Origin of the sequence: Curtobacterium sp. ZW137, from assembly GCF_003762905.1 — a bacterium.
Taxonomy (GTDB): domain Bacteria; phylum Actinomycetota; class Actinomycetes; order Actinomycetales; family Microbacteriaceae; genus Curtobacterium.
Window position 1 is genome coordinate 448,348 of the sequence record NZ_RJKS01000001.1, and the last position, 21,419, is coordinate 469,766.

A 21,419-nucleotide genomic window follows, 5' to 3' on the forward strand; every position below is an offset into this window, starting at 1 on the left:
GGGAAGTATGCAGCGGGAGGGAGCGGAATCCGGGGAGGCGCACGGGCGTGCCGCGTGCTCGTCCGCATCGTTTCCCGGACCCCGGGAATGGACGGGCGCGGTGACGGGTTGCAGCGCCAGACGAGCCACCCGACGTTCAGTTTGCATCTGGGCGGCGCGTGTTGGATACTGTCGCCGCCGATCTCCGGCGACGACCCTCTCGATACGAGAAATGGATGGGCATGGCCACCGATTACGACGCCCCCCGGAAGACCGACGACAACTCCGATTCGGAGTCGATCGAGGCCCTCAAGGAGCGCGTGCCCGACAAGATGTCGGGGGTCGTCGATGATGATTCCGACAACCCGGGCAGCTTCGAGCTGGCCGGGCAGGACCTCAGCGACGTCGACCTGGACGTCGTCGTGCTCCCCCCGCAGGTCGACGAGTTCACCTGTGTCGAGTGCTTCCTCGTGAAGCACCGCTCACAGCTCGACCACGAGTCGAAGCTCGGCCCGGTCTGCGCGGAGTGCGCGGCGCTCTAGGGCACGCATGTGACGACGGGAGGCCCGGTGCCAGCTGGCACCGGGCCTCCCGTCATGCGTTTGCCGACCGACGTGCGGTCGGGACGGCTCAGGACCGGAGGGCCGCCGCGACCTTCTCCGGGTCGCGCACGCTGACCAGCCAGTAGGGGGTGGGGTCGGCGTCGTCGTGCACCTCGACGCGCACGACGCCCTTGACGTAGCCGCGGAAGAGCGTCCACGCACGGGCGTCGAGCTTCGGCCCGCGCTGGGTCGTCGCCTCCGCGCCGGTGAAGCCGGCGACGTCGCCCACCAGCGTCCGGGGGAGATGGGCACGGCCGGCGCGGAACTCGGTCTCCGTCACCTCGATGACGGGGGCCATCACCCACAGGAGCACCAGGACGGCGAGCTCCATGCAGACGGCGACGACGATCCCCGTCGTGATGTTGATCGGGAGGAACACGAGGAGGCTCGCGGGGATGACGAGCGCCGTCGCCAGGTACAGGCTCGGCGGCGCCCAGAGGCGTTCGCGGTACAGGGTCACGAGACCATTCGACCACGAGTCGGGGCAGGTCACGGAACGGTCACGGTCTGCACTACCCTCGACACGTGACCGAACCAGTCGACGTCCTCTGGACCGGGGAGAACGCTCCCGGCTACGCCCACCCCGGTGATGCCGGTGCCGACCTCGTCTCGACCGAGGCCTTCGTCCTCGCTCCCGGTGAGCGTCGGCTCGTCGGCACGGGGCTCTCGATCGCGCTCCCGGACGGCCACGCCGCCTTCGTCGTGCCGCGCAGCGGTCTCGCCGCGAAGCACGGCATCACCATCGTGAACGCCCCCGGCACGGTCGACGCCGGGTACCGCGGCGAGATCAAGGTCGCGCTGCTGAACACCGACGCCACCGAGCCGTACGCGGTGCAGGTCGGCGACCGGATCGCGCAGATGATCGTGATGCCGGTGACCCAGGCGGTCTTCACCCGCGTCGACGCGCTCCCGGACAGCGTCCGCGGCCAGGGCGGCTTCGGATCATCGGGCTACGGTGTCACGAACGAGCAGGAAGGGACCAAGCGATGAGGATCGGGCGACGCAAGCGTGACGAGGTCGAGGTGGCCGAAGCGGTCGCCGGCGACGTCGAGGTGGCGGAGACGACCCCCGAGGTCGAGCTCGCCGACGAGGCCGACGCCGGCCTCGACGAGGTCGTGGCGGTGGCCCCGACGGACAAGTCCGCACCGGAGGACCGTGAGGACAACGGGCCGCTCGACGAGACCGAGGCGAACCCGGTCCGGCCGTACGTGGACCTCGGCGGCGTGAAGATCCTGCCGCGCGAGGGCCTGCACCTGCGGCTCGAGGTCGAGGAGGGCTCGCAGCGCGTCGTCGCCGTCGGGCTCGACTACGACGAGTCCACGCTGCAGGTCCAGCCCTTCGCAGCACCCCGCTCCACCGGGCTCTGGCACGAGATCCGCGCGCAGATCGCCGAGCAGATCGAGCGGCAGGGCGGCTCCGTGACCGAGGTCGACGGTCCGTTCGGTCCCGAGCTCCGCGCCACCGTCCCCGTCGTCGTCGACGGGGAGGGCGGCACCGGCGGTGCTCGTCCCGCGCGCTTCATCGGCGTCGACGGTCCCCGCTGGTTCCTCCGCGGCGTGATCGCGGGCAAGGCGGCGGAGGACCCGGAGTCCGCCGAGGAGATCGAGGAGCTGTTCCGCAGCGTCGTGGTCGTCCGTGGTGGCACGCCGATGCCGCCGCGCGACCTGATCCCGCTGCACATGCCGAAGTCGACGCAGTCGGCGATCTGAGGCTGGTGTGCCGGTGCCCGAGCAGGACGACGACCGTGACGACCGTGTCGCGGACGACCGCTTCGCGGACGAGCGGGAGCAGCCGCTCTCGCTGAACGCGCAGCTCCGCGACGCCGTCCGGAACGCCGGCATCGGCCAGGTGGCACCAGGGGAAGCCCCGTCGGGCAAGGCCCTCGTGACCGCGATCGGCGGTGCCCGCGGCCTCGCCGAGTCGGTCCTGCCCGGGTTCGCGTTCCTGATCGTGTACGCGGTCACGAAGGAACTCGTGCCGAGCGTCGTGATCCCCGTGGTCGTCGGACTCGTGTTCGTCGTGCTCCGACTGCTGCAGCGCCAGTCGCTCGCGATGTCCTTCGCCGGCATCCTCGGCGTGGCGATCTCGGCGGGCCTCGCGCTCATCACGGGCAAAGCGGAGAGCAACTTCATCCCGGGCATCGTGATCAACCTGGTCTGCCTCCTCGGGCTCCTCGTGACCCTGGCGATCCGTCGTCCGCTCATCGGGCTCATCGTCGGGCTGCTGGCACAGGGCGAGGACGGCGGCCCGATGGACTGGCGTGCCGACCCCGCGAAGCGCCGGGTCCTCACCGTGGCCACGTGGATGTGGGTGGGGCTGTTCGCGCTCCGCCTGGTCATCGAGATCCCGCTCTACCTCACGGCGCAGGTCGAACTCCTCGCCGGCATCAAGCTCATCACCGGTGTCCCGCTGTACGCGGCGCTGCTCTGGGTGACGTGGCTCCTGGTCCGCACGGTCTTCAAGCGCGACGAGGGCGACGCCCGCGCGGTGTAGAGTTATCTCGACATCAAGACATCTCCCGCCGGGCGCACCACAGCCGGCGGGTTTAGGTTTGCCTTGCTGGTGGGACGATCCGCGGCCCGCGAAGATGAGGGCAAACCGATCAGTAGGGAGGCGGCACGGTGGCTGCAGTCAATAGCTTCGGCTCGAAGGACACACTGTCGGTTGGGGGTGTCGACTACGCGATCCACCGGATCGACTCGGTCCCCGGCCACGAGAAGCTCCCGTACAGCCTCAAGGTGCTGCTCGAGAACCTCCTCCGCACCGAGGACGGCAAGAACGTCACGGCGGACCAGATCCGCTCGCTCGGCTCCTGGCGGCCCGAGGCCGACCCGGACACCGAGATCCAGTTCTCCCCGGCCCGCGTGGTCATGCAGGACTTCACCGGTGTCCCGTGCATCGTCGACCTCGCCACCATGCGCGAGGCGATGGCCGACATCGGCGGGGACCCGAACAAGATCAACCCGCTGTCGCCGGCCGAGATGGTCATCGACCACTCCGTCATCGCCGACCTCTTCGGCAGCACGGACGCGCTCCAGCGCAACACCGACCTCGAGTACGAGCGGAACGGGGAGCGCTACCAGTTCCTCCGCTGGGGCCAGACCGCGTTCGAGGACTTCAAGGTCGTCCCGCCGGGAACCGGCATCGTCCACCAGGTCAACATCGAGTACCTGGCGAAGGTCACCTACACGCGTGACTTCGACGGCGAGACCTACGCCTACCCGGACACCCTCGTCGGCACCGACTCGCACACCACCATGGTGAACGGGCTCGGCGTGCTCGGCTGGGGCGTCGGCGGCATCGAGGCCGAGGCAGCGATGCTCGGCCAGCCGGTGTCGATGCTCATCCCGAAGGTCGTCGGCTTCAAGCTCTCCGGTGAGATCCCGGCCGGCGTGACCGCGACCGACGTGGTGCTCACCATCACGCAGGAACTCCGCAAGCACGGCGTCGTCGGCAAGTTCGTCGAGTTCTACGGTGAGGGCGTCAGCGCCGTCCCGCTCGCGAACCGCGCCACCATCGGCAACATGTCGCCGGAGTTCGGCTCCACCGCCGCGATCTTCCCGGTCGACGACGTCACGCTCGACTACCTCCGCCTGACCGGCCGCGACGAAGCGCAGATCGCCCTGGTCGAGGCCTACTCCAAGGCCCAGGGGCTCTGGCACGACGCCTCCGTCGAGCCGAACTACTCCGAGTACATGGAGCTCGACCTCTCCACGGTCGTCCCGTCGATCTCCGGCCCGAAGCGTCCGCAGGACCGCATCGAGCTGTCGAAGGCGAAGGACCAGTTCGAGGTCGACCTGAACAACTACACGGTGCCGTCGGCGCAGACCGACCTGGACGACGCGGTGGAGGAGACCTTCCCGGCCTCCGACCCGATCGCCGCCGGCTCGACGAACGAGGACACGAAGACGCACGACCACGTGTACGTGTCGAGCGCCCCGTCGACCGCCTCGCAGCCGACGAAGGTCCTGATGGACGGGGCCGACCCGTTCACCATCGACCACGGCGCCGTCGCCATCGCCGCGATCACCTCGTGCACGAACACGTCGAACCCCTCGGTCATGATGGCCGCCGGCATCCTCGCCCGGAACGCCGCGAACAAGGGCCTGACCGCGAAGCCGTGGGTCAAGACCACGCTCGCACCGGGCTCGAAGGTCGTCACGGACTACTACGAGAAGGCCGGCCTCACGACCTACCTCGAGCAGCTCGGCTTCTACACGGTGGGCTACGGCTGCACCACCTGCATCGGCAACTCGGGCCCGCTGCCCGAGGAGATCTCGCAGGCCGTGCAGGACAACGACCTCGCCGTCACCGCGGTGCTCTCCGGCAACCGCAACTTCGAGGGGCGCATCAACCCCGACGTGAAGATGAACTACCTGGCGTCCCCGCCGCTGGTCATCGCGTACGCCCTCGCCGGGTCGATGCACTTCGACTTCGACAAGGACGCCCTCGGCAAGGACTCGGACGGCAACGACGTCTTCCTCGCCGACATCTGGCCCGACGCGGCAGAGGTCCAGCAGGTCATCGACGAGTCCATCGACACCGAGATGTTCACCCACGAGTACGGCTCCGTGTTCGAGGGTGACGACCGGTGGAAGAACCTGCCGACCCCGACGGGCGACACCTTCGAGTGGGATGCCGAGTCGACGTACGTCCGGAAGCCCCCGTACTTCGAGGGCATGACGATGACCCCGGACGCGGTCTCGGACATCTCCGGCGCCCGTGTGCTCGCGAAGCTCGGTGACTCGGTCACGACCGACCACATCTCGCCGGCCGGTTCGATCAAGGCCGACAGCCCGGCGGGCAAGTACCTCGCCGAGCACGGCGTCGACCGCAAGGACTTCAACTCCTACGGCTCGCGTCGCGGGAACCACGAGGTCATGATCCGCGGCACGTTCGCGAACATCCGCCTGCGCAACCAGCTCCTCGACGGCGTGGAGGGCGGTTACACCCGTGACTTCACGACGCCCGACGGCGAGCAGTCGTTCATCTACGACGCCTCGCAGCACTACCAGGAGCAGGGCATCCCCCTGGTCGTCTTCGGCGGCAAGGAGTACGGCTCCGGGTCGTCGCGCGACTGGGCGGCCAAGGGCACGAACCTGCTCGGCGTGAAGGCCGTCATCACCGAGAGCTTCGAGCGCATCCACCGCTCGAACCTCATCGGCATGGGCGTCGTCCCGCTGCAGTTCCCGGTCGGCGAGTCGATCGAGTCCCTCGGGCTCGACGGGACCGAGGTCGTCTCGATCTCCGGGCTGACCGAGCTCAACGAGGGCCGCACCCCGAAGACGGTGCACGTCACCGCGACGCCGAGCGAGCACTCGCCCGAGGGCAAGCAGCCCGTCGAGTTCGACGCGGTGGTCCGCATCGACACCCCCGGTGAAGCGGACTACTACCGCAACGGCGGCATCCTGCAGTACGTGCTCCGCTCGCTCGTGTGAGCGCGGTGACCACGGTCTGCTGACGCTGACCGGATCGGACTGGAGGCCCGTGGCGAACCCGCCACGGGCCTCCAGTCCGTCTGCTGGTCACGCGCATAGAGTGGGGCATTCGCAGCATGGAAGGAGCGCCCGTGAGCTTGCTCGCCAGCATCACGTCGCCGCGCGACCTGAAGCGTCTCAGTGACGCGCAGATGACGGAACTGTCCGCGGAGATCCGGCGGTTCCTCGTCGCGGAGGTCGCCAAGACCGGCGGGCACCTCGGGCCCAACCTCGGCGTCGTCGAGCTGACGCTCGCGATGCACCGGGTGTTCGACTCCCCGAACGACCCGTTCGTCTTCGACACCGGGCACCAGTCGTACGTGCACAAGCTCGTCACCGGGCGGCAGGACTTCTCGCACCTGCGGGAGCGCGGCGGCATCGCCGGGTACCCGCAGCGGAGCGAGTCCGAGCACGACATCGTCGAGTCCTCGCACGCGTCCTCATCGCTGTCCTGGGCGGACGGGATCTCCCGGGCCTTCCGGCAGACCGGCCAGTCCGGACGCACCGTCGTCGCGGTCGTCGGCGACGGCGCGCTCACCGGCGGGATGACGTGGGAGGCGCTCAACAACATCTCCGACGACAACGACCGTCGCCTCGTGATCGTCGTCAACGACAACGGGCGCTCGTACGCCCCGACGATCGGCGGGATGGCCCGGTACCTCAACTCGGTGCGGACGCGCCGTGAGTACCGCGCCCTGTTCGAGAAGACGCAGGCGGTCGCCGCACGGTTCGGTGCACCCGGCCGGGCCGTCTACCGGGGGATGCGCGGCGGGATGCACGGGTTCCTGTCCCGGTTCACGAACAACGAGGCGCTGTACTCGAACCTCGACGTCAAGTACATCGGCCCGGTGAACGGCCACGACCAGCAGGCGATGGAAGCCGCGCTCCGACAGGCCAAGGCCTACGGCGCGCCGGTCATCGTGCACGCCATCACGGAGAAGGGCCACGGCTTCGAGCCGGCGCTCCGCGACCAGGCGGACCAGTTCCACGCCGTCGGGCACATCGACCCCGAGACCGGGGAGTCGCTCGAGACCGCCTCGGGCCCGTCGTGGACCTCGGTGTTCGCGAACTCGCTGGCGGAGCTCGGCGACGAGGACCCCAGGATCGTCGCGATCACGGCTGCGATGCTCCGGCCGACCGGGCTGCACCTGTTCCAGCAGCAGCACCCCGAACGCGTCTACGACGTCGGCATCGCGGAGCAGCACGCCGTGACCACCGCCGCCGGACTCGCCTACGGGGGACTGCACCCCGTCGTCGCGCTGTACGCCACGTTCATCAACCGGGCGTTCGACCAGGTGCTGATGGACGTGGCGCTGCACCGCGCCGGCGTGACGTTCGTGCTCGACCGCGCCGGGGTGACCGGTCCCGACGGCCCCTCGCACCACGGCATGTGGGACCTCGCACTGCTGCAGGTCGTGCCGGGCATCCGGATCGCCGCGCCCCGTGACGCCCCCACGCTGCGGGAGGAGTTCCGCGAAGCCGTGGCGATCGACGACGCGCCCACCGTGCTCCGGTGGTCGAAGGGGCAGGTCGGGCCGGACATCCCCGCGCTCCGGCGTCTGTCGGACGGCGTGGACGTGCTGCACGAGTCGGACTCGTCCGACGAGGACGTGCTGATCGTGGCCGTCGGGTCCATGGTGCCCGTCGCGCTCGAGGCGGCGGCGCTGCTGGAGTCGCAGGGGATCGGCGTCACCGTCGTCGACCCGCGGTGGGTGGTGCCGATCCCGGCGTCGCTCATCGAGCTGTCGCGGTCGCACCGGCTCGTGATCACGGTCGAGGACGGCGTGCGCGTCGGCGGCGTCGGGACGCGGCTGCGGCAGGACCTGCGCGCAGCGGGCGTCGACACCGGGGTGAACGAGCTCGGGCTGCCGGACGAGTTCATCGACCATGCGACGCGCTCCCAGATCCTCACCGACGTGGGGCTCACGGCGCAGACGATCGCGCGCGACGTCATCGACCAGGTGGTCGGGACGAAGTTGCCGCAGGCGAAGCCCGCGCGGGCGCGGTCGTCCGCGGGGTCGGCGGGCGCGGGGTCGTCCGCGTCGCCGTCGTCGTCGCCGTCGTCGTCGTCGTCGTCCGAGCGCTAGCGCGGTTCGGCGCCGCACAACCGAAACCGCCTCGAACCACGGACGTCCGTGGTGCGAGGCGGTTTCGGTTGTGCGATGCCAGTCCGCACCAGCGGCGGCGCGGGACCGGGTGCAGTGATCAGCGGGAGGCGGGGCCGACGATCGCCGGGTCGTGGAACGTGCCGCCGAAGACGCGTTCCGAGGCTCCGGAGCGGTCGAGGTACGGGCTGATGCCACCGGCCTGGAACGGGTAGCCCGCGCCGAGGATCAGCCCGAGGTCGATCTCCTCCACGTGCTCGACGACGCCGTCCCCGAGCATCCGGTGCAGTTCGTCCGCGAGGGCGTCCTCGAAGCGCTGCTGCATCGCGGCCGCGTCGACCGGGGAGGCATCGCGGCGCGACGGTGCGACGAGCTTCACGGCAGCGGGGTCGTACCCGGTCGCGTTGCCCTTCTTGTCGCGCGTCAGGATGTGCCCGAACTCGGCGATCTTCTTCAGCCCGTCGCCGGGGTAGAAGCGCTCCGGCCATGCGGCGTGGTGCGAGTCGAGCACGTGCGCGCCGACCGGGAGGCCGACGAGCTCGAGCAGCTCGAACGGGGACATCGGCAGCCCGAGGGGCTGTGCGCCGGCGGCGACGACGTCGAACGGGGTGCCCTCCTCGACGCCGCGCATCGCCTCGCCGAGCACGCGGGCGAGGACCCGGTTCACGACGAAGCCCGGCTGGTCGGCGGTCACGATCGCCGTCTTCTTCAGGGTCTTCGCGACGGACAGCGCCGTGGCGACGGCCTCGTCGGAGGTCTCGGCGGCGCGGACGACCTCGACGAGGGGCATCACGGCGACCGGGTTGAAGAAGTGGAACCCGACGAGTCGTGACGGGTGCTCGAGCACGCTCGCCATCGCTCCCACGGACAAGGACGAGGTGTTCGTCGCGAGGATCGCGTCCGGCGCGATCACCTTCTCGATGGCCGCGAGGACCGACTGCTTGACGGACATCTCCTCGAACACGGCCTCGATGACCCAGTCGGCGTCGGCGAAGGCGTCGTACGACACCGAGCCACTGACCAGTGCGGTGATGCGGTTCGCGTCGTCCGGGGACACGCGGCCCTTCTCGAGCAGCTTCGCGACCTCTCCGTGGATGCGCGCGACACCGGCATCGACGCGGGCCTGGTCCACGTCGGTGATGACGACCGGGACGCCGAGCCGACGGGCGAACAGCAGCGCGAACTGCGACGCCATCAGCCCCGCGCCGAGCACGCCGACCTTCGTGATCTTCTTCCCCTCGACGCCCTCCGGTGCACCGACCGGACGCTTCGCGCGCTTCTGCACGAGGTCGAAGGCGTACATCGACGCCGCGAACTGGTCGCCGGACAGCAGGTCGGCGAGGGCGTCGTCCTCACCGGCGAACCGCTCGTCGAGGGAGCCCGACTTCGCGGCCGCCACCAGGTCGAGCGCACGGAACGGCGACTTCGGGACGGTACCGATCTTCGATGCGACCTGCGAGCGGGCGACCTTGACGACCGTGCCCCACGCGGCCTTCTCGAGCATGCCGGGCTCGTTCTTCCGGACGACCTTGGTCCGTCCGGCCACGACGCCGTCGGCCCACGCGACCGCGGACGGCAGGAACGTCACCGAGGGGATGAGTGCGTCGCCGATGCCCAGCTCGACCGCTGCCGCGCCGTCCATCAGACGGTTGTTCTTGAGCGGGTTCTCGACGATGACCCGGAGCGCCTTCTCCGGGCCGATGAGGCGGGGGAGCAGGGTCGCACCACCCCAGCCGGGGATGATGCCGAGGAAGACCTCGGGCAGCCCGATGCCCTGCGCGGCGGACGAGAACACCCGGTAGTCGCAGTGCAGCCCGATCTCGAGGCCGCCGCCGAGCGCGATCCCGTTGATGAACGCGAACGACGGGACACCCAGGTCGCTGAACTTCCGGAGCGTCGCGTGCCCGAGGGCCGCGAGGTCGTGGGCGACCTCGCGCGACGGTACGGACGCAGCCTGGGACAGGTCGGCCCCGGCGGCGAAGCAGTACTCCTTGCCGGTGACCGCGACGGCCTGGACGGTGCCGTTCGCCGCTTCGGTCCCCAGGGTGTCGAGCACCCCGGAGAGCTCGATGAGCGTGCGCGGGCCGAGGGTCGAGGGGCGCTTGTAGTCCTTGCCGTTGTCGAGCGTGATGAGCGCGAGGGTGCCGCCCGAGGGTAGCGCGACGTGCTTGACGTAGGAGTGGGTGACGACCTCGTCCTCGGAGAGTGCGAGCAGCTGGTCGTTGTCGACGAGGGTCATGGTCAGGCCGCCTTCCGAGCCGCGGACTTGCTGTACGAGGGGTTCTCCCAGATGACGGTGCCGCCCTGGCCCAGGCCGATGCACATCGTGGTGATGCCGTACTTGACGTCGGGCCGCTCGGCGAACTGCGCCGCGAGCTGGTTCATCAGGCGGACGCCACTCGAGGCCAGCGGGTGCCCGACGGCGATCGCACCGCCCCAGGCGTTGACGTTCGGGGAGTCCTGCGCGATGCCGTAGTTGTCCAGGAAGGCGAGCACCTGCACGGCGAACGCCTCGTTGATCTCGAACAGGCCGATGTCGTCGATCGACAGGCCGGCCTTCGACAGCGCCTTGTCCGTGGCGGGGACCGGGCCCACGCCCATCACCTCGGGCTCGACGCCGGCGAAGGCGAACGAGACCATGCGCATCTTCGTCGGCAGGCCGTGCTCCGCCGCGCCGGCCGACGACGCCAGCAGGCTCATCGTCGCGCCGTCGTTGAGTCCGGCGGCGTTGCCGGCGGTGACCCGTCCGTGGGGGCGGAACGGCGTCTTCAACGCGGCCAGGGCCTCCAGGGTGGTGCCGGGACGCGGCGGCTCGTCGGCCGACACGATGTCCCAGCCTGCTCCGGTGTTGACCTCGACCGGGACGACGTCCGGCTGCAGCTTGCCGGCGCCCCAGGCGGCGGCGTACCGCTGCTGGGACTGCACGGCGAAGGCGTCGGTGCGGTCCTTCGTGATCGCGGGGAAACGGTCGTGCAGGCGCTCGGCGGTGTTGCCCATCACGAGCGCGTCGGGAGCGACCATGCGCTCCGCGACGAAGCGCGGGTTGGGGTCGGCGTTGAAGCCCATCGGGTGGCGGCCCATGTGTTCGACGCCACCGGCGATGGCGATGTCGGCCGCGCCGAACGCGATCGCACCCGCGAGGGTCGTCACGCTCGTCATGGCGCCGGCGCACATCCGGTCGATGGCGTACCCGGGGACGGACTTCGGCAGGCCGGCGAGCATCCCGACGGTGCGGCCGAGGGTGAGGCCCTGGTCGCCCTGCTGCGTGGTGGCCGCCACCGCGACGTCATCGACCGCGGCACCGTCGAGCGAGCTGTTCCGGTCGAGCAGGCCACGCATCGCGTGCACGGCGAGGTCGTCGGCGCGGGTCCGCCAGAACACCCCCTTCTCCCCGGCACGTCCGAACGGTGTCCGCACGCCGTCGACGAAGACGACGTCTGATGGCTTTGGCAAAGCTGGCCTCCACAGATCCACATCGATCGAGCCGGGCGATCGGTCCGCCCTGGCCCTGTGTCGGGGCGTACCCCGACGTCCCTCCCGACGCTATGCCCCGCGCCTGGGCGGCAGCACCTCGGTTGGTCGGTTCCTACGAGACCGCCGGGTCCTCCGCGGAGGAGTCCTGTGCAGCAGCGACAACGGCGGGCGCGGTGAAGGCGGATGCGATGAGGGACGCGGTCGCCTCGACCTGCCAGGGCCGGGCGTCGAGCGCGACGAGCGCCGCCGCCACGGACTCGTCCGACACGGTCGCCGGGGGCTCCCACGAGATGGTCCGGAGCGTGTCCGGCGTGAGGAGGTTCTCGAGCGGGATGTCGAGCTCCTCGGCGCGCGCCGTGACCGCGGCTCGTGCGGCCTTGTACCGACGGTCGGCGGCGGGGTTCCGGTCCGCCCACGCGCGGGGCGGCGGCAGCGTCGGCTCGCCCTTGCCCCGGAGACGCGGCAGGTCCTCGGTGGTCCGCCCCTCGTCGACGGCGGCCCACCAGCGGTCGAGCTCGGACCGGCTGGCCCGGCCCGTGAACGCCTTCACCGCGGCGAGGTCCTTGCGGGACTCCGGAGCGGCGGCGGCAGCGGCGACGATGGCCGAGTCCGGGATGATCCTGCCCGGAGCGATGTCGGTCTCCTGCGCGAAGGCGTCCCGCGCGGTCCACAGCGATCGGGCGATCGCGAGCGCACGGGTGCCGCGGAGCGCGTGCATCCCGGAGAGCCGACGCCAGGGCTCGGCACGAGCGGGCTTCGGGGCGCGGTGCAGCACGGCGTCGAACTCCTGCCGGGCGATCTCGGTCTTGCCCGCCTCGTCGAGCACGGCGGCGAGGGCGTCGCGGAGGTCCGGCAGCAGCTCGACGTCGAGCGCGGCGTAGACGAGCCAGGACTGCGGCAGCGGTCGGGTCGACCAGTCCGCCGCGGAGTGCGCCTTCGCGAGCGTGATCCCGAGGAGCTGCTCGACGACGGCGCCGAGGCCCACGCGGGGGAACCCGGCGATCCGCGCGCCGAGCTCGGTGTCGAAGATCCGAGTTGGGACGAGCCCGACCTCGCGGAGGCAGGGGAGGTCCTGCGACGCGGCGTGGAAGAGCCACTCCTCGTCGACGATCGCGTCCTGCAGCTCCTGGAACGAGCCGATCGCGATGGGGTCGAACAGGAAGGCGCCGGCGTCGCGCCGGAACACCTGGATCAGGTAGGCGCGCTGCGAGTACCGGTAGCCGCTGGCGCGCTCGGCGTCGACGGCGACGGGGCCGTGCCCGGCGGCGATCGCCGCGACGGCCTCGAGGTAGTCGTCGCGCGACTCGATCACCTTGACCGCGTCGTGCCCTTCTTCGAACGGAACAGTCAGGGCATCAGTCACGGGCGAGCCTCCTCGGGCCGAGGAGCGTCACACCGTCCGACGACGGCGGCAGTCCTGCGAGCATGGCGACGATCTCCTCCCACGCCTCGACGTGCGCGACGAGGTCGGCGGCGCCGAGACCGGCGCCGTCCAGGTCGACGACGCGCGGCGTCCACGACGCCCGGAGCTCCAGCTGTGCGCCGTCGCCCTGGGCGGCGAGTTCGCCGTAGCCGCGGGAGATGATCTTGGTTGCGGTGCCCGAAGCGTGGTCGTACTCGGCGCCGTGCGCGTCGAGCGCGTCCACGAGCCAGCTCCACGTGACGTCGGCGACGAACTCGTCGACCCCGATCTCGGGTTCGAGCGGCGCCTGCGCGAAGGTCACGATGCGGAACGCCCCGTGCCAGCCCTCGGGCTCGGCGGGGTCGTACAGGGCGATGAACCGGCCGGTCCCCAGGTCCGAGTCGACCCCGTGCTCCACACCCGACACGTCCGCCGCGAGGGCGATCGAGAAGGGTGCCATGCGGCTCGGGGACGGGATCTCGGTGACCGTCGTCTCGGCGCGGGTCCCGCCCGCCGCGACGAACGCGCGGAGCTGCGCGAAGGCGTCGGGCTCTCGGGTTTCGGACACGAATGCAGACTAGGCTCCGGACCATGTCCCGTTCCGCGCGACCCGCCGGTGAGCCGGTGCAGGACACCGCACGCTCCGCTGGACTCGTCGCCCTCGGCACCGGGATCGCGGCCGCCGCGGTCGGCACCGCGGTGATCGGTGGCTTCGTCGCCGCGATCGCCCGGATGGTCGTCACACCGGACCGCAAGCGCACCGAGCGCGTCCCGATCGTGGCCGTCGACACCGGTCGCGGCACCGTCACGCTCGAGCGGTCGCCGGACACCGAGCTGCAGGGTCGCTACAGCCTCTGGTTCGGCAGCGGCACGGGCCACATGCGCGTCGGCGACGTGATCGGCACCACCGCGACGACCGTCACGCGACGCATCATCGCGGTCGACGCCGGCGACCCGACGAACGCCCGCCGTGGCCGTTGGGGTGGCTGGTTCTACCTGACGCCCGGCGAACTCGACGTCCCGGTCGAGGACGTCGACGTCCCGACCCCGAACGGTCCGGCACCCGCGTGGGTCGTCCGTGCCGACGACCCGGCAGCCCCGTGGGCCGTCCTCGTCCACGGCCGCGGCGTCACCCGCGCGGAGACCATCCGCGCCGTCCCGGTGTTCCGTGCCGCCGGCTACTCCGTGCTCCTCGCCTCGTGGCGGAACGACGGCGTCGCGCCGAAGAGTGTCGACGGCCGGTACGGGCTCGGCTCGACCGAGTGGGAAGACGTGGACGCCGCACTCCGCTGGGTCGACGGCCAGGGCGCGACGAGCGTCGTGCTGATGGGCTGGTCGATGGGCGGCGCGGTGGTGCTCCAGACGCTGTTGCGCTCGGCCTCCGCCCACCTCGTCGACGGCGTGGTGCTGGAGTCGCCCGTGGTCGACTGGCACGCGGTGCTGAAGTCCCAGGGGCAGGCGCTGAAGCTGCCGAAGATCGTCCGGAAGGTCGCCCAGCGCGTCCTCCGCACCCCGGTGCTCCACCGGTTCGCCGGCCTGCACCGGCCCGTCGACCTCCGCGAGCTCGACATGGTCGCCCGCGCCGACGAGCTCGACGTGCCGATCCTGCTCCTGCACAGCGACGACGACGGGTTCGTCCCGTCCGCCGCCTCGCACGACCTGGCGGCCGCCCGCCCGGACCTCGTCCGGCTCGAGGTCGCGCACGGCGCCCGCCACACCAAGCTCTGGAACCACGACGCCGACTGGTTCGACGCCCGGATCCTCGCGTGGCTCACCGAGGTGGTCCGGCCGCAGGACCGCGCCGGGGCCCGGTAGTCCACCACACGACCGACGGGAGGCCCGGTGCCAGCTGGCACCGGGCCTCCCGTCGATCTGCCGGTGCGTCTACCGCACCGCCACCAGCGCGTGCACCTGTCGCTGCACGCGACCGAGCATGCCGACCATCCCGCGGATCCGCAGGGGGCTGACCGCCTCGGACAGGCCGAGCGTCAGCGGGTAGTCGGACGGCACCGCGAGCACCTGGTCGGCGGTCAGACCGGACAGGCCCTGCGCCAGGATCGAGGCGAAGCCGCGGGTGGTCGGCGCCTCGCGCGGGGCCGTTGCGTGCATCCGGACCACGTCCGGGGCGTCGCCGTCCGCGCCGAGCGTCACCGTGATGAAGACGGGGGACTGGCACTCCTCGACGCGTTCGAGTTCGTCCTCGTGTCCACGGAGCCGCTCCGGCAGCGCCGGGAGCTCGTTCGAGAACTCGAGGAGCAGCTGCAGACGGTCGGGGTGGGACAGCTCGAGGAAGTCGTCGCGGATCTCCGCGAGGGCCCGGGGGAGGGTCGTCGCGTCGTGCTGGGAGGTCGTGTCGCTCATCGGTTCGGCAGCGTACCCGGCTCTGATCCCTGCACGATGGGGACGCGGACGGCGCTGCCCCACTCGGTCCAGGAGCCGTCGTAGTTCCGCACGTTCTCGTAGCCGAGCAGGTGCTGGAGCACGAACCAGGTGTGGCTCGACCGCTCGCCGATGCGGCAGTAGGCGATGACCTCGTCCGCGTCGCCGATGCCGGCACCGTCCCGGTACACGGCGTCGAGTTCCGCCCGGGACTTGAAGGTGCCGTCGGGGGCGGCCGCCGTCGCCCACGGGATGTTCACCGCGGTCGGGATGTGGCCGCCGCGGAGGGCGCCCTCTTCCGGGTAGTCCGGCGCCGTCGTGCGGTCGCCGCTGTACTCCGGGGCGCTCCGCACGTCGATGAGCGGCTTGCCGAGGTGGGCGAGCACGTCCTCCTTGAAGGCGCGGACCAGGGTGTCGGTGCGCTCGACGACCGGGTACTCGACCGGGCTGACCTCGGTGCGGTCGGTCGTCAGGGCGCGGTCCTCGGCGATCCACTTCGCGCGGCCGCCGTCGAGGAGCCGGACGTCCTCGTGACCGAAGAGCGTGAAGACCCAGAGGGCGTACGCGGCCCACCAGTTGTTCTTGTCGCCGTAGATCACGACGGTGGTGTCGCGGCCGATGCCCTTGCCGCCGACCAGGGCGGCGAAGGCCTCCCCGTCGATGTAGTCGCGCTGCACCGGGTCGTTGAGGTCCGTGTGCCAGTCGATCTTCACGGCGCCGGGGATGTGTCCGGTCTCGTAGAGGAGGACGTCCTCGTCGGACTCGACGACCACGAGGTCCCTCGCCCCGCTGCCAGCTCCGGCTCGTGCGGCGTCCAGCTGTTCCTGCAGCCACTCGGTCGAGACGAGTCGCTCGGGGTGGGCGTAGGCGCGGAACTTGTCGGACGGGTCGACCGGTGCGGTCATCGAGGTGCCTCCTTGTGGGTCGTGGCGCCGGACTAGGATCGGTGCTCGGCGTCGGGAGCAACGGTACGCGGACGTACCGTCTGCCCGATGCAACGTGACACCCCACGACACGCTTCCCGGAAGGCGGCCCCTTGCCCCAGCACCTCGTCGACCGCGACCCGCAGGTTTCCCCCCAGCAGATGGCCGCGTCGCTGGTGCCGCCGCCCCAGTTCACCGAGGCGTCCTTCGACTCGTACCGGCCGGACGGGGACTACCCGTCCCAGGCCGCGGTGCGCGACGCGGTGTCGGCGTTCGTGGCGACGCGGCCGGAGCCCGTGAAACGCGGGCTGTTCGGACGCAAGCGTTCGGCCGGTGCCGCGGCGGGGTCGTCCGCCTCCGCCGGGAAGTCCGGCGTCTACCTGGACGGCGGGTTCGGCGTCGGCAAGACCCACCTGCTCGCCGCGGCGTACCACGCGGAGCCCGGGCGCAAGACCTTCGGCACGTTCATCGAGTACACCGCGCTCGTCGGGGCGCTCGGGTTCCAGGGGATCGTCGACCTGCTCCGCGGGACCGCCCTGGTCTGCATCGACGAGTTCGAGCTGGACGACCCGGGCGACACGATGATGATGACGCGGCTCATCAAGGAGCTCAGCGACACGGGCACCCGGTTCGCCGCCACGTCGAACACCCCGCCGGGGGCCCTCGGCGAAGGGCGCTTCGCGGCGCAGGACTTCCTCCGCGAGATCCAGGCGATGTCCGACCGGTTCGAGACCATGCGGATCGACGGGCTCGACTACCGCCGCCGTGCCGTCGACGAGTCGGCCGCGGTGGTGTCGGATGTCTCGGCGTCGTTGCCGGGGTCCGGCGCGGTCACGCTCGACGACTTCCGGTCCGTCGTCGCGCACCTCGCGTCCGTGCACCCGTCGAAGTACGTCGCGCTCGTCGACGGGCTCGATGCGGTCGGGCTCACCGACGTCGCTCCGTTCACGGACCAGACCGACGCGCTGCGCTGGGTCGCGCTCGTGGACCGGCTGTACGACGCGCAGGTGCGGATCATCGCGTCAGGCACTCCGCTCGACGAGGTCTACCCGGCCACGATGCTCGACGGCGGGTACCGGAAGAAGTACCTGCGCGCTGCGAGCCGCGTGGTCGCCCTCACCCGCGTCCCGGACTGAGCCGACCGCGGTCCGGGCCGGTCCTGCCGGGCCGGTGTCGCGCCTCCCGTCCGGGGTCGATCGCGGATCGTGCCCTCCTGCCGGGCCGGTGTCGCGCCTCCCGTCCGGGGTCGATCGCGGATCGCGCCGGTCCTGCCGGGCCGGTGTCGCGCCTCCCGTCCGGGCACATCTTGCGGGGCGCCCGGGCGTCGGGCCACATCGTGACCGTTGTGCGACGCGTGTCGGGCACCGTCCGGACGGACTGCGGGAACTCCTGGCCCCCGTCCAGGGGGCCGCGAGGCTCCGGAAACACGACGTTTACAAAGCGGCCCGTCGCGTTACACCCGCGAAACACATCGTGCTCCCTCACGAAACGTCACCTCGCCAGACTCTGTCCTACCCGAGGCGGACACGTCGGTGCCCCGATGCACAGCAAGCACCGCCGACGTGGTGACCGCACTGCAATCGAGAGGTGAGACATGCTTGATCAAGGCAACACGACCTTCGTGTTGGTGATGGCAGCCCTGGTGTTGTTCATGACACCCGGCCTGGCGTTCTTCTACGGCGGACTGGTGAAGGCCAAGTCCGTCATCAGCATGATGATGATGTCCTTCGGGGCGATCGCGCTGGTGAGCGTCCTCTGGGTCGTCTACGGCTACGCGATCGCCTTCGCCAACCACGGCGACGGGACGGCCGTCTCCGGCGCCGTCGGCTTCTTCAGCATCGACTGGAACCAGATCGGCCTCGGCCAGGCGTTCGAGGAGGCCAAGGCCTCCACGATCAACGCCGCGTACCCGTCGATGGCGTTCGTCGGCTTCCAGGCGACCTTCGCGATCATCACGGTCGCCCTCATCTCCGGCGCCATCGCCGACCGCGCCAAGTTCGGCGCCTGGATGGTCTTCGCCGGCGTCTGGGTCACGGTCGTCTACTTCCCCGTCGCCTCGTGGGTCTTCAACCTCACCTCCGGTTGGGCAGCCACCTGGGGCGTGATCGACTTCGCCGGCGGCACCGCGGTGCACATCAACGCCGGTGCAGCGGGCCTCGCACTGGCGATCGTCCTCGGCAAGCGCGTCGGGTTCGCCAAGGGCGCCCACAAGCCGCACAACCCGCCCTTCGTCCTCCTCGGTGCCGCGATCCTCTGGTTCGGCTGGTTCGGCTTCAACGCCGGGTCCGAGGGTGCTGCTGACGGCATCGCCGCGATCGCCTGGGTGAACACCCTCGCCGCCCCGGCCGCCGCCATCCTCGGCTGGCTCCTCGTCGAGAAGCTCAAGGACGGCAAGGCCACCTCCATCGGTGCCGCATCGGGCGCCGTCACCGGCCTCGTCGCGATCACCCCGGCATGTGCCAACCTCACCCCGGGCTGGGGCATCCTGCTCGGCTTCATGGCGGGCATCATCTGCTGCTTCGCGATCGACTGGAAGTACCGCCTCGGCTTCGACGACTCGCTCGACGTCGTCGGCGTCCACCTGGTCGGCGGCATCGTCGGCACGCTGTACCTGGGCTTCTTCGCCAACGACACCGGCCTGATCTACTCGGGCTCGTTCGCGCAGCTCGGCAAGCAGGCCGCCGCCGCCGGTGCGGTCGGTGCGTACTCCTTCGTGCTGGCCTTCATCATCGGCTGGATCATCGAGAAGACGATGGGCTTCCGCGTCACGACCGAGGACGAGGTCGCCGGCATCGACACCGCGGTCCACGGCGAAGAGGGCTACGTCCTCTACGAGGACCGCGACGAGACGCCGGTCGGCGTCCGGTAGCTGCTGCCCCCTGATCGACGAAGGCCCCCGCGTGCGCGCGGGGGCCTTCGTCGTGTGTGTGTGTGTGTGTGTGTGTGTGTGTGTGTGTGTGTGTGTGTGTGTGTGTGTGTGTGTGTGTGTGTGTGTGGGTGGGGTGCGGCTGGGTCGACGGGGAACGACAGGGTCGCTGTCGTATGACACCCACGCTGTCGCTTGCGCCCGTCCGCGGATGTCCGCGCGTGCAACGAACGACGGGGTCGCTGTCGTACGACAACGTTCTCGTCGTCGCGGGTCGGCCGCATCGAAGCGGTCCGGGAGCGCCGTCGCTCCCGGCCGTGGCAGGGTGGGAGCATGACGACGACGTCGATGCTGACCAACCTGCGCCCGGTCGGGGGACCCGGACTGCAGGACGGCCGACCCCGCACCGTGTACCGCGCGAACACGGAGGAGTCCGTTGCCCCTTCGGCCTACCCGGCGCTGGCCGGGGTGGTCGACCTCCGCCGGGACGACGAGATCGAACGGGTCCCACACCCGCTCGGCAGCGCGGACGGGTACCGCGGAGTGCCCTTGTTCGACCCGTCGAAGACCGAGGCCAACGCGGCAGCGGTGCAGCTCGAGGAGCAGTACGTCGACTGGCTCACCCGGCACCGCAGCGGGATCGCCGCCGCGCTCCGGGCGATCGCCGAGACCGAGGGGGACGTGCTCGTCTGCTGCTCCGCCGGCAAGGACCGCACCGGGGTGATCAGCGCGCTGCTCGCCCGGCACTGGGGCGCGTCGATGGCCCTCGTCGGGGACGACTACGCGGCGAGTGCGGACGGGCTGGCGGAGCGGTTCGCCCGCGAGCGTGCCGTGAGCACGGACCTCGATGCGACCGCGGTCGCGCAACGGTGCGTGCCGGAGATCATGACGACGGTGATCGCACACGTGGAGGCGCGCTGGGGGAGCGTCGAGGGCTACCTGCGCTGGATCGGCCTGACGGACGCGGAGATCGGCGCGCTCTGAACAGCGGGACCTACGCCACCGGCCCGCGCGACGTGCCCTGCCCGCCCGGGCGACGTGCCCCGCGCGCCCGCGCAACGTGTCCTGCCGGTCCGCACCACGTGCTGTGGACGCGACCACACGACGGGAGGCCCGGTGCGCGTCCGACGCGCACCGGGCCTCCAGGCCGTTGTCCCTAGCTCACCAGGCGTAGTCCTCAGGTGAGGTCTTGTGGCCCGGGAACAGCTCGTCGAGGCGCGCGAGCGCGGCGTCGTCGAGCCGGATGTCGACGGCGCGGACCGCGGACTCCCACTGCTCCATCGTGCGGGGTCCGGTGATGGGTGCGGTGACGCCCGGCTGGTGCAGCAGCCACGCGAGAGCGAGCTCGCCCGGGGTGTGGCCGAGCTCCTTCGCGAAGGCCTCGTACCCGGTCAGCTGGTCGCGGTGACCCTCGACGTACTCGGCGCTGCGGCCGGACAGACGGCGCGAGCCCTGCTCGGTCTTCTCGATGATGCCGCCGAGGAGGCCGCCCTGCAGCGGCGACCACGGGATGACACCCAGACCGTAGTGGCGGGCTGCGGGCAGGACCTCGCGCTCGACGTCGCGGACGACGAGGTTGTAGATCGACTGCTCGCTGACGAGGCCGAGGAAGTTGCGGTGCTTCGCGGCTTCCTGGGCCTGCGCGATGTGCCAGCCGGCGAAGTTCGACGAACCGACGTAGAGCACCTTGCCCTGCTGCACAGCGAGTTCCATGGCCTGCCAGATCTCGTCCCAGGGGGTGTCCCGGTCGACGTGGTGCATCTGGTAGAGGTCGATGTGGTCGGTCTGCAGGCGTCGGAGGCTGGCGTCCAGCGCCTGACGGATGTTGTACGCGGAGAGCTTCCCACCGTTCGGCCAGTCGATCATCTCGCCGTAGACCTTCGTGGCGAGGACCGTCTTCTCGCGACGGCCGCCGCCCTTCGCGAACCAGCGGCCGATGATCTCCTCGGTGGCACCCTTGCCCACCGAGCCGCCGTAGCCGTTCGCGGTGTCGAAGAAGTTCACGCCGAGCTCGTGGGCCCGGTCCATGATCGCGTGGGAGTCGTCTTCGCTGGTCTCCGGCCCGAAGTTCATCGTGCCGAGCACTGCTCGCGAGACCGACAGCCCTGTCCGTCCGAGATGTGTGTAGTCCATGGGTCGTGTCTACCGCGCGGCTCGGAGTCCTGCCAGGCCCTGCGAGTACCGGTGATGGGGAACCGGAGGGTGTCCTGCC

Annotated in this window: 18 protein-coding genes; 10 read left to right on the forward strand and 8 right to left on the reverse strand. The window is 70.7% G+C overall.

The window, feature by feature from the left end:
- The first annotated feature begins 221 nt into the window (after window positions 1-221).
- Complete coding sequence (locus EDF55_RS02015; RefSeq protein WP_031263038.1) at window positions 222-521, forward strand: DUF4193 domain-containing protein; 300 nt, start codon at window positions 222-224, stop codon at window positions 519-521.
- An 88-nt stretch (window positions 522-609) separates the two neighbouring features.
- Here EDF55_RS02015 and EDF55_RS02020 read toward each other — a convergent pair whose 3' ends face one another.
- Window positions 610-1,041: a DUF3093 domain-containing protein gene (locus EDF55_RS02020; protein WP_123653265.1), complete on the reverse strand. Its 432-nt coding sequence runs from the start codon at window positions 1,039-1,041 to the stop codon at window positions 610-612.
- A 65-nt stretch (window positions 1,042-1,106) separates the two neighbouring features.
- Between EDF55_RS02020 and dut the strand changes: the two genes are divergently transcribed.
- The 5 genes from dut to dxs all read left to right on the forward strand — a co-directional run bounded on the left by dut (window position 1,107) and on the right by dxs (window position 8,145).
- Window positions 1,107-1,571, forward strand: a complete 465-nt coding sequence (dut, locus tag EDF55_RS02025) for a dUTP diphosphatase (protein ID WP_123653266.1) — start codon at window positions 1,107-1,109, stop codon at window positions 1,569-1,571.
- Window positions 1,568-2,290: a DUF3710 domain-containing protein gene (locus EDF55_RS02030; RefSeq protein ID WP_123653267.1), complete on the forward strand. Its 723-nt coding sequence runs from the start codon at window positions 1,568-1,570 to the stop codon at window positions 2,288-2,290. The genes dut and EDF55_RS02030 overlap by 4 nt, the downstream gene beginning before the upstream one ends.
- A 13-nt stretch (window positions 2,291-2,303) precedes the next feature.
- Window positions 2,304-3,074, forward strand: a complete 771-nt coding sequence (locus tag EDF55_RS02035) for a DUF3159 domain-containing protein (protein ID WP_260233462.1) — start codon at window positions 2,304-2,306, stop codon at window positions 3,072-3,074.
- A gap of 128 nt (window positions 3,075-3,202) precedes the next feature.
- Window positions 3,203-6,019 (forward strand): aconitate hydratase AcnA, encoded by a 2,817-nt coding sequence (acnA, locus tag EDF55_RS02040; protein ID WP_123653269.1) that lies wholly within the window; start codon window positions 3,203-3,205, stop codon window positions 6,017-6,019.
- 131 nt (window positions 6,020-6,150) lie between these two features.
- A complete protein-coding gene (dxs, locus tag EDF55_RS02045) occupies window positions 6,151-8,145 on the forward strand; it encodes a 1-deoxy-D-xylulose-5-phosphate synthase (protein ID WP_260235717.1) in 1,995 nt (664 codons plus the stop codon).
- 118 nt (window positions 8,146-8,263) lie between these two features.
- Here dxs and EDF55_RS02055 read toward each other — a convergent pair whose 3' ends face one another.
- The 4 genes from EDF55_RS02055 to EDF55_RS02070 all read right to left on the reverse strand — a co-directional run bounded on the left by EDF55_RS02055 (window position 8,264) and on the right by EDF55_RS02070 (window position 13,607).
- On the reverse strand, window positions 8,264-10,402 hold the full coding sequence (locus EDF55_RS02055) for a 3-hydroxyacyl-CoA dehydrogenase NAD-binding domain-containing protein (RefSeq protein ID WP_123653270.1): 2,139 nt from the start codon (window positions 10,400-10,402) through the stop codon (window positions 8,264-8,266).
- Between the two features lie 2 nt (window positions 10,403-10,404).
- Window positions 10,405-11,616: a thiolase family protein gene (locus EDF55_RS02060; RefSeq protein WP_123653271.1), complete on the reverse strand. Its 1,212-nt coding sequence runs from the start codon at window positions 11,614-11,616 to the stop codon at window positions 10,405-10,407.
- A gap of 133 nt (window positions 11,617-11,749) precedes the next feature.
- Entirely contained in the window at window positions 11,750-13,000 is a 1,251-nt protein-coding gene (locus tag EDF55_RS02065; protein ID WP_260235719.1) for an HRDC domain-containing protein, read from the reverse strand.
- Window positions 12,993-13,607: a DUF3000 domain-containing protein gene (locus tag EDF55_RS02070; protein ID WP_123653272.1), complete on the reverse strand. Its 615-nt coding sequence runs from the start codon at window positions 13,605-13,607 to the stop codon at window positions 12,993-12,995. Before EDF55_RS02070 ends, EDF55_RS02065 begins: the two co-directional genes overlap by 8 nt.
- Before the next feature lie 23 nt (window positions 13,608-13,630).
- Here EDF55_RS02070 and EDF55_RS02075 point away from each other — a divergent pair, with 23 nt between their 5' ends.
- Window positions 13,631-14,854, forward strand: coding sequence for a S9 family peptidase (locus EDF55_RS02075; RefSeq protein ID WP_185017055.1), 1,224 nt, complete (start codon window positions 13,631-13,633; stop codon window positions 14,852-14,854).
- Between the two features lie 69 nt (window positions 14,855-14,923).
- On the opposite strand, the gene EDF55_RS02080 is transcribed toward EDF55_RS02075, so the two are convergent.
- Window positions 14,924-15,400, reverse strand: coding sequence for a SufE family protein (locus tag EDF55_RS02080; protein ID WP_123653274.1), 477 nt, complete (start codon window positions 15,398-15,400; stop codon window positions 14,924-14,926).
- On the reverse strand, window positions 15,397-16,323 hold the full coding sequence (locus tag EDF55_RS02085) for a sulfurtransferase (protein WP_123653275.1): 927 nt from the start codon (window positions 16,321-16,323) through the stop codon (window positions 15,397-15,399). The genes EDF55_RS02080 and EDF55_RS02085 overlap by 4 nt, the downstream gene beginning before the upstream one ends.
- Window positions 16,324-16,454: 131 nt before the next feature.
- On the opposite strand from EDF55_RS02085, the gene zapE reads away from it, so the two are divergent.
- From zapE to EDF55_RS02105, 3 genes are all read left to right on the forward strand, one after another.
- Window positions 16,455-17,477: a cell division protein ZapE gene (gene zapE, locus EDF55_RS02090; protein WP_260235722.1), complete on the forward strand. Its 1,023-nt coding sequence runs from the start codon at window positions 16,455-16,457 to the stop codon at window positions 17,475-17,477.
- A gap of 458 nt (window positions 17,478-17,935) precedes the next feature.
- Entirely contained in the window at window positions 17,936-19,210 is a 1,275-nt protein-coding gene (locus EDF55_RS02095) for an ammonium transporter (protein ID WP_123653276.1), read from the forward strand.
- Window positions 19,211-19,540: 330 nt separating this feature from the next.
- The gene (locus EDF55_RS02105) at window positions 19,541-20,191 is read left to right on the forward strand and encodes a tyrosine-protein phosphatase (protein ID WP_123653277.1); all 651 of its coding nucleotides are present in this window, start codon (window positions 19,541-19,543) and stop codon (window positions 20,189-20,191) included.
- Between the two features lie 177 nt (window positions 20,192-20,368).
- Here the strand turns inward: EDF55_RS02105 and EDF55_RS02110 are convergent, their stop codons facing one another.
- The gene (locus EDF55_RS02110; RefSeq protein WP_123653278.1) at window positions 20,369-21,340 is read right to left on the reverse strand and encodes an aldo/keto reductase; all 972 of its coding nucleotides are present in this window, start codon (window positions 21,338-21,340) and stop codon (window positions 20,369-20,371) included.
- Window positions 21,341-21,419: the final 79 nt, after the last annotated feature.

Coding starts and splice junctions, on each gene's coding strand:
- EDF55_RS02110 (WP_123653278.1), bottom strand. CDS start 21,340: ATGGACTACACACATCTCGGACGGACAGGGCTGTCGGTCTCGCGAGCA.
- EDF55_RS02095 (WP_123653276.1), top strand. CDS start 17,936: ATGCTTGATCAAGGCAACACGACCTTCGTGTTGGTGATGGCAGCCCTG.
- EDF55_RS02055 (WP_123653270.1), bottom strand. CDS start 10,402: ATGACCCTCGTCGACAACGACCAGCTGCTCGCACTCTCCGAGGACGAG.
- EDF55_RS02105 (WP_123653277.1), top strand. CDS start 19,541: ATGACGACGACGTCGATGCTGACCAACCTGCGCCCGGTCGGGGGACCC.
- EDF55_RS02085 (WP_123653275.1), bottom strand. CDS start 16,323: ATGACCGCACCGGTCGACCCGTCCGACAAGTTCCGCGCCTACGCCCAC.
- EDF55_RS02015 (WP_031263038.1), top strand. CDS start 222: ATGGCCACCGATTACGACGCCCCCCGGAAGACCGACGACAACTCCGAT.
- EDF55_RS02030 (WP_123653267.1), top strand. CDS start 1,568: ATGAGGATCGGGCGACGCAAGCGTGACGAGGTCGAGGTGGCCGAAGCG.
- EDF55_RS02080 (WP_123653274.1), bottom strand. CDS start 15,400: ATGAGCGACACGACCTCCCAGCACGACGCGACGACCCTCCCCCGGGCC.
- EDF55_RS02075 (WP_185017055.1), top strand. CDS start 13,631: ATGTCCCGTTCCGCGCGACCCGCCGGTGAGCCGGTGCAGGACACCGCA.